Raw genomic sequence first — 14,443 nt, forward strand, 5'->3', positions numbered from 1 at the left:
CAATTTTGGGCTATTTTACCAACACAAAAGGATACAAATGCGAACACAATGGATACAAAAACGAACAAATGACAGCATAAAAACCCAACTCCACTACGCAAAGCAAGGAATCATCACCGAGGAAATGCGCTACATAGCAAATATCGAGCATATCTCCCCTGAAATCCTCCGCAAAGAAGTTGCAAAAGGACGCGCCATAATCCCTGCTAACATAAAACACACAAACCTAAGCCCTATGGGCATAGGCGTGGCATTGCGCACCAAAATCAACTCCAACATAGGCTCAAGCCAAATCATAAACTCCATAGACGAAGAAGTCCAAAAGCTAAAAGTCTCTATCCAATACGGCGCAGATACGGTTATGGATTTAAGCACGGGCGGGGATTTGGATTCTATCCGTATGGCAATTATTAAGGCTTCATCTGTGCCTATCGGCACAGTGCCTATGTATCAAATACTCCACGATGTGCAAAATGATGTGCTAAAGCTAAATATTGATTCTATGCTAGCCACGCTAGAAAAACAAGCAAGACAGGGCGTTAGCTATTTTACGATTCATTGCGGATTTTTACTGCGACATTTGCCATTTGTCGCAAAACGAAAGATGGGCATAGTCTCTCGCGGTGGAAGCCTTATGGCAAGCTATATGATGCACTATCACAAAGAAAATCCGTTTTATGAAGCCTTTGATGAGATTTTAGAGATTTGTCAATCTTATGATGTGAGTTTATCTTTGGGCGATTCGCTCCGACCGGGCTGTCTAGCTGATGCGAGCGATGAGGCGCAGTTTGCCGAGCTAGAAGTGCTAGGCGAGTTAGCGCGCAGGGCAAATGCAAAAGATGTCCAAGTGATGATAGAAGGACCGGGGCATATCCCGCTAAACCAAATCGAGCGCAATGTCAAAATCCAAAAAAAGCTATGCAATGAAGCACCTTTTTATGTGCTAGGACCGCTTGTTACAGATATTGCTGCGGGGTATGATCATATCGCAAGTGCCATTGGCGCGTGTGTAGCGGCGTGGAAAGGCGTGGCTATGCTATGCTATGTAACGCCAAAAGAGCATTTAGGACTGCCAAATGCAAATGATGTGCGTGAGGGGATTTTAGCTTATAAAATCGCAGCCCACGCCGCAGATATAGCACGAGGCAGAATCGCCTCAAGAGTGCGCGATGATGCGATGAGCGATGCGCGGTATGGATTTGATTGGGAGAGGCAGTTTGAGCTAGCACTAGATTCTAATAGGGCGCGGGAATACCACGATGAAGCCCTGCCTCAAGAAGTGTTTAAAAAGGCGGAATTTTGCTCAATGTGCGGACCGAAATTTTGTAGCTACAAAATCACACAAGATATTTTCAAAAAATACGCCGAGCCAATCGCACAATAAAATGCGCATAACATATATTGTTACTGTGTTTTTACGCGCTTTTAAAAATAGATATATTTTGCCCCTAAATATCATAAATGTGGCTAATTATTTTATTTATATAAGGTGTGATAGCTAGATTGCCCTACTTTTTTGTAAAAAAGTAGAGGCAAATCGTGTTTTGCAAAAATATCAAAACAATCCCAAACACAACACTAAAGCCTTTTTTGCTATTTTTGCTCTAGCTTGCCAAGCCTCCACAAATACCAATCAATTTCTCTTAAACTACATTTAAGCTCAAAAACTTCTCTAAAACACTCTAAAATCTCTTTGTATTTTGTATAGTTTTCCAAATCCTTATCACCAAATTTTTCACTAAATTTATAGATTTTATTAAATTCTTTTAGCTTAGATTTTACGATACTATCTAGGATTACAAAACTATCTTTTCCATAAACTCCGCAATTATGCCATACGCAATACTTGCTAGCAAAAGATAGGATTTTAGGTTTGCCTTTGTCCGTGCCAAATGTCGCCAAATCATCTACAAGGCTTATATCGCCTTTTTGCACTCTGCTATCAAAATCTAGTTTTAAAATTTCTTGTGCGACTTCGTAGATTTTGTAGCTTTTGGTTAAGTTTGTGCCATAAAAGTTATCAAGACAGGTTATTTTAATAATAATCGCGTTTAATTCTGTATTAGCAGGGTAAATCTTAAAAAGCCACTCTAAAGCCTTTTCTTCATATTCGTAGTTTTCAAACTTAGCTTCTTTAGCCCATAAAGCAGAGATTCTATCCATTTCGATTTTGCTTGGTTTATTTATTTGCATTTGTGTCTCCTTAAACATATTCAATTTCATTTTTGTATGACTCAATCTCTTCCCATTCTTGTTGGCATTTGGGGCATTTGTAGATTCGTTTTTGCTTTCCAACCCAATAATGTCTAGTTTCTGTTCGCCTTATTTTTCGTTTTTCATCGCCTGAGGATGTTGTCGTTGCTTCAGAAACCTTTCTTTTAGATAGGATTTCACCTGTGCGAGATTGTATTCCTTTTTCGCCCTTTATTAAATATTTTCCGCATTTTGGACAGGTTTCTACGAAAATTCCATACAACACAAGAGCAATCAAACTGCCCAATCCCAACCAAAATCCACCAATATAAAAAATAACCACTACCAAAGCCAATAAAGCCAAACAAATCAAACAACCCATCATCGCTAACTCCTGTTAAATGACACATTTTGCATTTTACCCCCCCCCTAACTTAAGTTTTGCTTAAAAAACAAATGATTTTGGAATTTTTATAAAGATTTGAAATAGATTGCTAGAAGCATCAAAGTATCGCTATGACATAAAAAGAGTTTTTGGCTTACGATTTGTATCTAAGTTTGTTATCGCTAGATTTTGCGAAACATAGAATCAAAACAATCCACGCCATTTTGTCATACTTCGCTATCGCTCAATATGGCAAAATTCCGTCATTGTGAGTGGATTTTTTATAAAATTCGTGTAGTAATCCATAATTAAAAAACCACAAAAAAACATGGCTCAATCCAACTTAATCTCAAACAAAGGAGTCTTAAGTTATGATGTCAGCGATAAAAAACAAGTATATTGATACACATAAAAACCTTTGCAAGAATTTAAGAGGCTAAGAGAATCAAAAACAAGATAGATTTAAAAAAAGATTCTTAAATATGTTTCTACTTCGCTTACGCTTGTAGCTTTTGCAAGAAGTCTTGATATTGAGGCTGTTAAAATTGCAAAATTAAGCAACATTTCTCGTCAAAGTGTCAATAAAATCATCAATCAAATCCGCATTTTAATCGCAAAAGAATGTGAGAAAACTTCTAAAATGCAAGGTAAAATTGAAGTTGATGAAAGCAACCTTTTAATATAGATTTTGGGTGCTAAAAGAGTAAGAGACAAAAGAGGGCGAGTAGCTGGTAAGAAAACACCTGTGTTTTTGTTTTGCTTACAACTGCAAGCAGAAAGAATAAAAGCACATTATCGAGTCAAACACTCAAAAAATGAGTTTGCAAAAGGTAGAAATCACATAAACGACATTGAGAATGTTTTTGCTTCGATAATGCTCGCAACTACAAGCAAAAGTGGCTATGCAAAGCATAGATTAAGCAAATTTAAAGGAATCAAAAAAGAGAATTTTTTGTTTCACTTAAAAGAAACAGAATTTAGATACAAGGCTAGCAGTAGCATTGAAATGTCAAAATACAAAAGCAAGATTTGTATAAAATCTTACTAAAAATGATAAGAAATCAACCGCTTAAGTTGGATTGAGCCTAGAATAAAGCCCCTTGCCTCGCGCACGATTCGCGCCATTCTATCCGCAGAATCCACGCTAATAGGCGCGATAAAAGAAATCAAATCCACGCCAAAAACACCAAAACTTTAAAAAAAATACTAAGCAAAATATGCTTACACTCTATATCCGCGAGATATTTGAGCAGCTTGCTCTTCGGTTACGATGATAAATTTAGAATCTTTATTGCGATTAGATTTTTGCGCTTCGATGATGAGTGAAGCTGGATCGCCGTGCGGGATAGCTTGGTCGATATACCCGCGCTCAAAAGTATATCTATGGATATGCGACATAAACTCCCCATCACTTCTCACAGGAAACACCTCATAATCTTTATTTATAGACATTATTTGGGTTTTTAGCGACATTTCTAGCTTGGGGTCGGTCGTGTAGATGATAAAAAACTTTTGATGAATCTTTTTGTATCGCTCATAGAAGTTATATCCCATTTTTTCTGCATCGCTTAGTCGCATTTTATCAAGCCTTTTTAGATACTGCCAATAAAATGTCATCGTGCAATAAGGGGTATTTATGTTTTGCTGTTTAAAAAAATTGCTATGCACAGAAGTAGAGCCCATACCTGCTTGCCATATTTTGTTATCTAGGATTGTGGCTATGGTATTTAGAGCGTTGCGTATCTCATCTGTTAGCTCCTCTCTACGCCTTTTTATTTCATTGTCAAAATCCGCTACATAGTTTTGCTGAAAACTTTTAGTCGCTTTGATGAGCCTATCTTTACACGCGTTAAAGATTTTGATTTCTTCTTCGGATTTTGCGATGATTTCTTTGTGTTTTTCTAGTTTTGGTGGGAGAGTGGCATCTTTTTTATTGCGCTCGATTACGCTACGAAGTCGATACACTTCTTTGGTAGAAAATTTGACCTTGTTTTCTAGCTGAAGTAGCCTCTCTTTTATCGCAGAAATAGCCTTTTTCGCGCCATTAAAATGAAGCTGTTTTTCTAAAAACACATCGGTGTAGATATTTTCACTTTTTTGGGTTTCTCTGCCCTTTAGTTCTTTAAAGCAAAATTCTAATCCCTTTAGCTTTTGCAAATCCTCTGCAAACATATCAGGCGTGATATTTTTATCGCAAAATACCAAAAAATCTATCGCCTTTGTCATAAATCTCTTTACAGCCATATAATTTAGCCTATCTTCGCGAGGTATTTCCTCCACATCAGTTAGGGCAAATCGTATCGTATTTGTCTCAGGCATATAATACTGCCTTACACATTCTTCCACGCCTTGGGTTAGTTCTACGGTTTTCATATTGAGATAGTCGGTTTGTTTGTATATTTCTTCGGCTTGTTGGTAGCGAATGGATAACTCTTTGTAGTTTAGCTCGACATCGGTTTGTGTGCTCCAAAAGTCATATTCTGTAACCAAAGAATCTGGTCCAAAATCTTGGTATTCACTACTTTTTGCATCGGTGATATGTCCATTGCTATCAGCGCGAAATTCCACAAACATACCTGAAACAGGCAAAAACTTTCTATCTCTCCAATTTTCAGCTCGTAGCTCAAACACCCTTTTTGCAAAATTTATCACCGTGCCTGAGCCTGTCGCCATAGAATAGCGAGTAATTTTTCCGTGCATTTTGCTCTCCCAAAAGACTAAATTAAACTCCAAAACCTCCAAAATCTACAAACTGCTAAACGAAATTAGGTTATGATTATGGTGTCTTGCTATTTTGCTAATGAAAACTTTTTAAAGCAGTTATGATATAATACTTCTTTAGAAATTTTGCTTAAAAAAGCTCAAAAAAGGGCATAACATTGAAAAAAATATATATATTCTTTGGTTGGAGTGCATTTTTTGTTATTTTAACCATTGCTACGATTTTTGGCGATATGGGGCTTGCAGGCGAGCTTGGCAGAGGGCTTGCTATGCTAAATTTAGATGTGTTTGGCTATCTAGGCTATGTGTATTTGCTATTTTTTATCTACCCCGCGTATGCCGTGTATAAAGATTCTACTCTTGGGATTAAACGGGTTAAAGTCATTTTTGGAATCTTATTTATTAGTGCGGGGATATTGGTAGTGCAATATAGCCTTTTTGACAAAGGCAAAGCAGGTGCGATATTGATTAAGCAGATTGCGCCATTTGTGGGGATTGCGGGCGTGGTGCTTGCGACTTTGCTTAGTTTTTTGGTTGGGATTTTGTTGCTTATGCCAGATAAAATCTTTTGGCTAAAAGAAAAATTAGATGCAGTTTTTTCGTTTTTGCGGCGATGTGTGGCAGGGGTATGGAAGTGGATTTTAGGGGTTTTTGGCTATGCTTGGGAGGGCATATCAGCATTTTTTGCAAGCGATGTTATGAGGGATTTTAACAAGCCATTAAAAGAACATCCAAATACGCAAGAAGGCACAAAAAATTATGCAGCAAATGTAGCTAGCCAGCAATGTAAAGAGTTTAGACAAAATCTTGCTCCAAACCAGATGCAAGAAGTGGGGCAACAAGCTGCGCAAAGAAATGTTGCGCACGGAGTTTTTGCGTCACAAGATTTTGCAAGAAAAGAGGATTTGCACCAAAATAACCAAAATCTATTTGGGCTACATAGTCATTCCCCGCATTTTCAAAATAAAGATGTGCAAAAAAGAGATTTTTTTGAGCCAGATTTTGATGAGTTGCAAGTAAATATCACTTATACCGATAAGGAAAAAGAGCGCGAGACAAAAGAGAAAAAAGAGCGCAAATACGCCAAAATGGTGCGACTTGTAGGCGAGGGCGAGGAGGGCGAAATCCTGCAAATAAATGCTGATGATGTGCTAGCTCAAGCAAGAGCGCGAGACAAAGAAATGCTTATCCCAACAGAGCCTCTAAACACCACATATACAAGACTTTTAAATGATACAAATCCTGCAAACGCACAAAATCCAAGTGTGCAAAATCCAAATACACAAAATCAAAGTGCGCAAAATCTAACAAATCCAAATAGCATAGCTCCACATCTTTTTAGCGCGATAGAGGGCTATCAAGCAATACAAGGACAACAAGAACAGCAAGAACACCCCAATAACATAAATAATTATGCGCAAGAATCCACTACAAAAGAGCCTACACACGAGTCTATGCAAGAAAATTTTGTGCTAGATTCTGCGGAGTTAGCAAGCACAAATAACATATCTCAAAGCATTTCGCAAAACCAGCAGCAAAATCTATCACAAAATCTGCCACAGAATTTACCACAAAGTTCGCTTACAAATCCAAGCCAAAATCACACAAAAGATTTTCATACTTTTGGCAAGCCCACCCCCTCAAAGACTTTTGAAGCAAGTGATACTTTGCTAAAAGAGCTAGAAAAAGGCACGCTAGAAAAACCAAAAGACTATGAATTGCCCGATACAAGCTACCTAGCTATGCCACCTCAAAATACGCAAAATCCCGAAGAAGACAAAATAGACAAGAAAATCTATGATTTAGAGCATAAGCTAAAGACTTTCAAAATCAATGGCAGTGTGGAGAGGTTTTATCTAGGACCTGTGGTTACGACTTTTGAGTTTGTCCCTGAAGCGAGCGTCAAAGTAAGCAGAATCCAAAGCCTTAGCAATGATTTAGCCCTAGCGTTATCTGCGCACGCGATTCGTATCCAAGCACCAATTCCGGGCAAAGGTGCTGTCGGCATAGAAGTCCCAAATAATCATCGAGAGATTATTTATCTGCGCGAAGTGCTAGAGAGTGAGTTATTTAAAAACGCGGCTTCCCCGCTAGCATTAGGGCTTGGCAAAGATTTGGTAGGTAATCCATTTGTAACGGATTTAAAAAAGCTCCCTCATTTGCTTGTAGCAGGGACGACAGGGAGCGGGAAGAGTGTGGGCGTAAATGCGATGATACTATCCCTACTATATCGCAACTCACCTCAAAATCTGCGACTAATAATGATAGATCCAAAGCAAGTAGAATTTAGTATGTATGAGGACATACCGCATTTGCTAACCCCCATCATCACAGAGGCAGAAAAAGCAATCATCGCGCTAAATAACCTCACACGCGAAATGGAGCGCAGATATAAGCTGATGAAAGAATCTAAAACAAAAACAATAGATAACTACAATGCCAAAGCAAAGCAAGAGGGTGGCGAGGTTTTTCCTTTTATTGTGGTGATTATTGATGAGTTGGCGGATTTGATGATGACAGGGGGCAAAAACGCAGAAGCCCCCATTATCCGCATAGCACAAATGGGGCGCGCCTCAGGGCTTCATCTTATCGTAGCTACCCAACGCCCAAGTGTCGATGTTGTTACGGGGCTTATCAAAACAAATTTACCAGCCAAAATCGCCTTTAAAGTTGGCACGCGGACAGATTCTCGCGTCATACTAGATAATGATGGGGCGCAAAACTTGCTAGGAAATGGAGATATGCTATTTGCCCCGGGGGGTAGCGGTTTGCTTCGTTTGCACGCGCCATGGGTAAGCGAAAAAGAGATAGAATCTATCGTGGAGTTTATCTGCTCTCAAGGTGTGGCAGAATATGACACGAGCTTTTTAAGCGAAGTAGATGATGCGCTAGGAGCGCAGTCGCGTGAGATAGATGAGACGGAGGATTTTGGTGTGGAGGAGGCACTTTTGCAAAAGGCAAAAGAAATAATGCTCCGCGATGGCAAGACTAGCATATCCCATCTGCAAACGCGTGGCTTAGGTGGCTATCCTAAATGCAAAAAAATCGTATTCCAGCTAGAAAAAGACGGCTTTTTGTCCGCGCCAGATTCTAAGGGGACTAGATATATTATCGGGGCATAGATTAGCGGTGGTATCGTTGTTTTAGTCGCTATTGCAAATGGCTAGCATTGATGTTTTTATTTATGTTTTTTAGTGATTCTACCGTTTTGTCATTGTTAGCAAAAACAAGCAAAGCGGAGTTTCTTTAGAAAATCTAAAAATGCAAATAGAGATATTTCGCGCTCACGCGTTCAATATGACAACAAAAGAGATACTTTGGTTTCTTGCAAAACCTCAGTATGACAATTTGTAGCAAGTAGATTGCCACGCGTGGCATAGCCACGCCCGCAATGACAAGATACCAACCCCTTAGCCCCCTCCGCAATGGGAGGGGAGAATAAGAGGTTTGCGACTCCGCAATGGAGGGGACAAAAGGCAAAATATTCCGCAGTGATAGGAGTTTTAGACTTTTGCGTGCAAATTTAGACACTCTCGCGTAATATAGTGAGGAATAATGTCATAATTGCAAACGAAACGAAGAAACAAAACAAGCAAGCAAAATGAAAAAACAAAACAAGTAAGACAAACAAACAAAACGAGCAAACAAAAAAAACAAAACAAGCAGAACAAAGCGAGTGAGTAAAAAAGCAAGTAAGCAAATAATGAGTGATAATCCATAAAAAACATAGATTCCAATGTGTCGCATTTGCGCTTGTGTCTTATTTGCGTTACATTTCTACGATTCCAATGTGTCGTATTTGCGTTGCATTTCGCTGATTTTGATGTGTAACTTTTAGATCTAGCCCTAGTTTTATGATAACGCAAAAAATAAACAATTAAAATCAACCAAACAAAAACCAATCACGCAAACATAACAAAAATCAACACAAAATCGCCTTAAATTTTATGCTAGAATGTTAAGCGATTTTGCTTTTTGCACTATCCTAGAAAACTATAAGGCAGGATTTTAGAGCTACTAAAATCCCTAATCTAAGGCATAGCTAATGAATACCCCAATCATCACCATAATGCTAATCGTGTCCGTAACAATAGGGCTTATCGGACTTGTGGTGTTTTTGTGGGGACTTAGAAACGGGCAGTTTGATGACTCTGTGAAAATCACACACGGAGCATTATTTGATAGCCAAGAGGATTTAAACCTCGCTTACCAATCCTCGCTAAAATCTACCCTCACAACAACCAAATCTAAAGGAGAACAAATGAGTGAAAATATGACAAAACTAGCCATCATAGGCGCAGGACCGGGCGGTATAGGCGCGGCGATAGAAGCCAAAATCGCAGGGATAGATTCTATCCTTTTTGAAAAAACCGCTACGCACAATGCCACGCTAAATAAATTTTATAAAGACGGCAAGCGAGTGGATCGAGACTACAAAGGCGACAAAATCGAGCTAAATGGCGCGATAGATTTTAGCGATAGCAACAAAGAAGCCACGCTAGAAATGTTTGGCAATCTACTAGAAAAGCACCAAATCAATGTCGCTTATCAAAATGACATAGAATCTGTGGTAGCAGATGATAAAAATGGTGGAGGCTTTGTCATCAACACAAGTGGGGGAAAATCCTATAACGCACAATGCGTAATCATCGCCATAGGCAAAATGGGACAGCCAAACAAACCAAGCTACAAAATTCCCTCATCGATTTTGCGACAGGTGAATTACAACGCAAATAGCGTGCAAGAGGGCGAAAAGCTACTAATCGTAGGCGGGGGCAACTCCGCTGTGGAATACGCCTGCGAGTTTGCAAAAAGCAACGACACCACGCTAAATTACCGCAGAAGCGAATTTACCCGTATAAACGATACCAATGCAAAAGAGCTAGAATCTATAATGTCTAATGGCAAGCTAAAAACAAAGCTAGGCATAGACATAGAATCTATAAGCGATGAAAATGGCAAGATAAATGCGCATTTTACCGATGGAAGCGTGGAGGTGTATGATAGGGCGATATATGCTATCGGTGGCTCTTCGCCTGTGGATTTTCTAAAAAAATGCCATATCAAGCTAGATGAAAACAATCTACCAATAGTCGATGAAAATCTACAAAGTAGCGTAAAAGGCGTGTTTGTCATAGGCGATATTTTGTTTAAATCTGGCGCAAGTATCGCTTGTGCGCTATCTCAAGCGCAAAAAGTAGTCGCATGTGTCGCGACAAAACTTGCATAAACGCGCTAATTTCTAAAATATGAGGTGTAAATGAATCACATTTTGCGTCCGTTACCATTCGTGCTTGCTAGCACAAATACAGGCACGATGATTATAAATCATTGCGATAGGCATAGCCACGCCACTAAAGCTAGTAAAAAGCCTAAAAATATAAATGGGGGGGGGGCAATAAAACAAAAAAATGGCGACACTGCGCAAAAACTAGATTCTAGCGATGAAACACAGGCTAGCTTTGGCGTGGGGTTTCAATATCTTGCCTCTGCGTCATTTGACGCAGATGAAGTGATGAGCGCGGTTTCTTTGCTGCGCTTGCGTAAGCAGTATTTCGGAGATGGCGTGGTGGCTATTGATGGTGGTGCAAATATCGGTGCGCACACTATTGCTTGGGGCATAGAGATGACTTATTTTGGCGAGGTTTTAGCTTTTGAGCCTCAAGAGAGAATCTACTACGCGCTATGTGGAAATATCGCTATCAATAACTGCTTTAATGTCCGTGCATTGCACGCAGCACTTGGCAATCCACAACCTGCAGATTCTACGCAAAACGCTACAATAGAAGTCCCACTTCTAAACTACACCCAAAACTCATCATTTGGCAGTCTAGAGCTACGACAACGCGATAATAACGAATTTATCGGGCAACATATCGACTACACACGCACGCAAAAAGTCCCGCTAATTAGCATTGATTCTCTTGGGCTAAGTAGGATTGATTATATCAAAATCGATTGCGAGGGGATGGAGCTAGAAGTCCTAAATGGCGCGATACAAAGCATAAAACGCACAAAGCCAATTTTGCAGATTGAAATCATCAAATCAAATCCGCAAGAAATCATTGACTTGCTAAAGCCATTTGGTTATGAGATTTTCCCATTTGGAATCAACCTGCTTATGATTCACAAAGATGATCCCTGCTTAAAACACATAAGTCAAAATAATGTTAATTAGATTTTGTTGCTTGTGGTTGTAGATGTTGCGATTGCGAGATTTTGCGATTGAAAACATATTAGATTCTAGTAGAATCTAATATGTGTGGTAATCTAAAAGCTACAAATTGTCATATTAAGTCTTGCGAGAAAGCGAAATATCTCGTTTGGGTTTAGTTTGTGATTGGGATACTTTGTTTGCACAATGTCATTGTTTCAAACGCACTAAATTGAGAAATCAAAAAATCATTCTTGTCAAAATAACGCCTATTTTTCTTAAATCTTTTACGCAGTATGACAAAATCATTGTTTCGAGCCTTTTTTCATTTTTGGCGATACACAAAGTTTATCAAACAGCACTATTCAAGCGATTAAATGGAAGTGTTTTAGATGATATGATAAGTGTTTTGATAGTGAGTTAGTGGGATATTTTGGCTGAAGTTTGCGTGATTTGTAGCGTAAAATAAGGTGGCGGTAAAGCACCGCCTTTAATGTGCGGGAATTACAGCATTTTTTGGGAATGTCCTCAAGGGTGGCTTGGGGGTTTAAATTTTAAAGCCGTTTTGCCTTAAGTGTAAAATTTGACTTTTTGTCGTATAATACTTGCATTTTAGACAAAGGATAAAAAATGGTTTCGCTAAACATAAAAGCAAATTTGGACGCAAACGCGCTTGATATGCTGACAAACCTTGCGCTAAAGCTAGACCCAAATGCTACAATCACGCAAGATTCGCTATATCAGCTTAACCAAAATGACGAAAATCGCCTAAAAGAAACGCTATCTTTGCGCAAACAAGGCAAACTAAAATATCATTCACTTGAAGAGTCAAAAGCTATGAGCGACAAACATTTGGAAAAACTAGGTGCAAAGCTATAATATCATAATCGCCGAGCGTTTCACTGATGAGCTAGGCGAGATTTTGGGCTTTATCGCGCTATCAAATCCAAATCAAGCTGTGAAATTTAACAATGAAATTTATGCTAAAATCGCTTCTCTTGCCACAAATCCGTATCGTTGCCGTGCAAACACAATCGCAAATGATACAAATGTGTGCGATATGATTTTCAAAGGCTATGTTGTGGTGTTTGCTATCGATGAATTTGCAAAATGCGTAGAGATTTTGGGAATCTATAAAAATAATCTTTGGAAGCCGTAGGTTTTTTGATGTGTTTTTAGATGATATGATAAGTGTTTTTGATAGCGAGTTAGGGGATATTTTGGCTGAAGTTTGCGTGATTTGTAGCGTAAAATAAGGTGGCGGTAAAGCACCGCCTTTAATGTGTTTAATGTGCGGGAATTATAGCACTTCTGTGGCGTGGTGTCAAGGGTGGCTTTTGGGGTTTAAATTTTAAAATTTATTCAATATTCATATTCTATTATTGATTGTAGGCAAAAAGATTTACTTCGTTTGGTTGTGTGTATTTATCTAGTTTCTCAATCTCGGCTTCATTTATTATGGGGTATTGCTTAATTAAACTCTTTAGTGCGTTGCAATTAAGCCAATCGAGATTCCATAACTTTATTTCATATTTTTTATTTTTAGGTAGCGAACTGATTGTATCTACTTCATTACAAATGTGTTCATCAAAATCAGCTTTAATATTTAGCTTGATAATAGCCCTTTGAAGCCAAATTTGCATATAGGCGTTATTGTTTATTTTCTTAAGTTTTTGGATTGTATTTTTAATAAATGTTTTGCTTTTAACTTTATCTAACAAAAAGCCCAAAATCGACATAGCAACAGGATAAATTTTTGGATTAAGCGAAGCAATATTTACTAAAATAGCGATTAAAACTCCATTATCTTTACCTAATCGCGTTTTGAATAATTTATTTGTAGTGTTCTTTTTATTTTGTGATTTAGATTCGTGTAAATCATTCAAAAGTGTTTGCAAAATTTTATTTAGTGTCCCGCTATTTTGGTGATTTAGTGCAAATCTGTGAAAAATAATTAGCTGTTTTTGAAGTGTGGTTTGTTCTCTTAAACTTGATTCCACAAAAAGCCATTCAACTTTATCTTTTTTGATAGAATCTTGGATTACATTTTGAGAAGCTATTGTTTTACTTGGATTTAGTTTAAGTCCCATTTCTGCAAGAATTATAGATAGATTTTTAAGGATAAAATCTGCAATTTGTGGATTATTAACAAAGATTTTATAGTCATCTCTATAACGCATAATTCTAAAATCTCTTTTAAGCCCATTTAATTTTTTGCTTAATTCACTATCGATATACACTAAAAGCATTTCAGCGATAAAATCCATCAAAACTGAGCCTTGTGGAATGCCATTTGTCTGTCCATAACTCATAGCCATAATGTATTTATCGATTTTATTACCTAATAAATTGTTATTGTCTCTATTTGTTTTTGCCGTGTTTTTTGTATGCAAAGCCCAAGCAATAGAATGCGTATAGATTGATGGATAAAAATTTGTTATATCTGTGTCAAATAAATAGTCAAATTCCAAACTATATTTTATGGATTCTTGCTCCACTTTTTCCCACCATTCTGTAATCTGCTCGGCTTTATTTGATTTTTTACTTTGCGATTGGATTGGGATACTATGGCATTTCACACAACTATTTTTACTTAGTTTTTTAAAATTTTTTTGGACAAATTCCCAATTTTCTTTTGTCGTAATTTCGCGCACTAAATATACATAAATAAAAGGATTGATTAGCTCAAACGGACGCCAATCATATTTTCCATTTTTATTGTTGAATAATTTATAATTGACATTATCAAAATTGTTTGGCTCATTATCAATTACACTTCTAAAGGTTAAATTTTGATTCTCTTCGATTTTGTCATCTATCGCTTTAAGCAAAGGCTCAAATTTTATATAAGGTGGCAAATTAAAATTGCAATAGCTTTCTTCCTCCAAGAAAAAATCCCTAGCTTCTTTAGGATCAAGTCGCAAAATATTTTTTCTTTTATTTGGCATTTTTCTATCCTTGTATATGGTGGATTTACAAGATAGAATTAT

13 protein-coding genes and 1 pseudogene are annotated in these 14,443 nt (G+C 37.8%); 8 read left to right on the forward strand and 6 right to left on the reverse strand.

Going from position 1 to position 14,443, the window contains the following annotated elements:
- Positions 1–37 precede the first annotated feature (37 nt).
- A complete protein-coding gene (gene thiC, locus ACWIX0_RS04180; RefSeq protein ID WP_454172213.1) occupies positions 38–1,384 on the forward strand; it encodes a phosphomethylpyrimidine synthase ThiC in 1,347 nt (448 codons plus the stop codon).
- Positions 1,385–1,593: 209 nt separating this feature from the next.
- Here the strand turns inward: thiC and ACWIX0_RS04185 are convergent, their stop codons facing one another.
- A complete protein-coding gene (locus tag ACWIX0_RS04185; protein WP_454172215.1) occupies positions 1,594–2,193 on the reverse strand; it encodes a hypothetical protein in 600 nt (199 codons plus the stop codon).
- A gap of 10 nt (positions 2,194–2,203) precedes the next feature.
- Positions 2,204–2,578, reverse strand: coding sequence for a hypothetical protein (locus tag ACWIX0_RS04190; RefSeq protein WP_454172216.1), 375 nt, complete (start codon positions 2,576–2,578; stop codon positions 2,204–2,206).
- A 189-nt stretch (positions 2,579–2,767) separates the two neighbouring features.
- Here ACWIX0_RS04190 and ACWIX0_RS04195 point away from each other — a divergent pair, with 189 nt between their 5' ends.
- A complete protein-coding gene (locus ACWIX0_RS04195) occupies positions 2,768–2,890 on the forward strand; it encodes a hypothetical protein (RefSeq protein WP_454172217.1) in 123 nt (40 codons plus the stop codon).
- A gap of 214 nt (positions 2,891–3,104) precedes the next feature.
- Positions 3,105–3,661 (forward strand): annotated as a pseudogene (locus ACWIX0_RS04200) (hypothetical protein); the annotation flags it as partial.
- On the opposite strand, the gene ACWIX0_RS04205 reads toward ACWIX0_RS04200, so the two are convergent.
- Positions 3,623–3,748 (reverse strand): hypothetical protein, encoded by a 126-nt coding sequence (locus tag ACWIX0_RS04205; RefSeq protein ID WP_454172246.1) that lies wholly within the window; start codon positions 3,746–3,748, stop codon positions 3,623–3,625. The pseudogene ACWIX0_RS04200 and the gene ACWIX0_RS04205 overlap by 39 nt on opposite strands.
- Before the next feature lie 51 nt (positions 3,749–3,799).
- The gene (locus ACWIX0_RS04210; RefSeq protein WP_454172219.1) at positions 3,800–5,278 is read right to left on the reverse strand and encodes a hypothetical protein; all 1,479 of its coding nucleotides are present in this window, start codon (positions 5,276–5,278) and stop codon (positions 3,800–3,802) included.
- A gap of 179 nt (positions 5,279–5,457) precedes the next feature.
- Here ACWIX0_RS04210 and ACWIX0_RS04215 point away from each other — a divergent pair, with 179 nt between their 5' ends.
- Positions 5,458–8,421, forward strand: coding sequence for a DNA translocase FtsK (locus ACWIX0_RS04215; RefSeq protein ID WP_454172220.1), 2,964 nt, complete (start codon positions 5,458–5,460; stop codon positions 8,419–8,421).
- Between the two features lie 133 nt (positions 8,422–8,554).
- Here the strand turns inward: ACWIX0_RS04215 and ACWIX0_RS04220 are convergent, their stop codons facing one another.
- Entirely contained in the window at positions 8,555–8,830 is a 276-nt protein-coding gene (locus tag ACWIX0_RS04220) for a hypothetical protein (protein ID WP_454172222.1), read from the reverse strand.
- A gap of 514 nt (positions 8,831–9,344) precedes the next feature.
- Between ACWIX0_RS04220 and ccoS the strand changes: the two genes are divergently transcribed.
- From ccoS to ACWIX0_RS04240, 4 genes are all read left to right on the forward strand, one after another.
- Positions 9,345–10,529 carry a cbb3-type cytochrome oxidase assembly protein CcoS gene (ccoS, locus tag ACWIX0_RS04225; RefSeq protein WP_454172223.1) on the forward strand — a complete coding sequence of 395 codons (1,185 nt, stop codon included), beginning with the start codon at positions 9,345–9,347 and terminating at the stop codon, positions 10,527–10,529.
- Positions 10,530–10,559: 30 nt separating this feature from the next.
- Positions 10,560–11,477, forward strand: coding sequence for an FkbM family methyltransferase (locus ACWIX0_RS04230; protein WP_454172224.1), 918 nt, complete (start codon positions 10,560–10,562; stop codon positions 11,475–11,477).
- A 606-nt stretch (positions 11,478–12,083) separates the two neighbouring features.
- Positions 12,084–12,332: a hypothetical protein gene (locus tag ACWIX0_RS04235; RefSeq protein ID WP_454172226.1), complete on the forward strand. Its 249-nt coding sequence runs from the start codon at positions 12,084–12,086 to the stop codon at positions 12,330–12,332.
- Entirely contained in the window at positions 12,319–12,612 is a 294-nt protein-coding gene (locus ACWIX0_RS04240; protein WP_454172227.1) for a type II toxin-antitoxin system RelE/ParE family toxin, read from the forward strand. Before ACWIX0_RS04235 ends, ACWIX0_RS04240 begins: the two co-directional genes overlap by 14 nt.
- A 220-nt stretch (positions 12,613–12,832) precedes the next feature.
- Here ACWIX0_RS04240 and ACWIX0_RS04245 read toward each other — a convergent pair whose 3' ends face one another.
- Positions 12,833–14,401 (reverse strand): RNA-directed DNA polymerase, encoded by a 1,569-nt coding sequence (locus ACWIX0_RS04245; protein WP_454172229.1) that lies wholly within the window; start codon positions 14,399–14,401, stop codon positions 12,833–12,835.
- Between the last annotated feature and the right edge of the window lie 42 nt (positions 14,402–14,443).

The organism is Helicobacter sp. T3_23-1059, assembly GCF_053654515.1.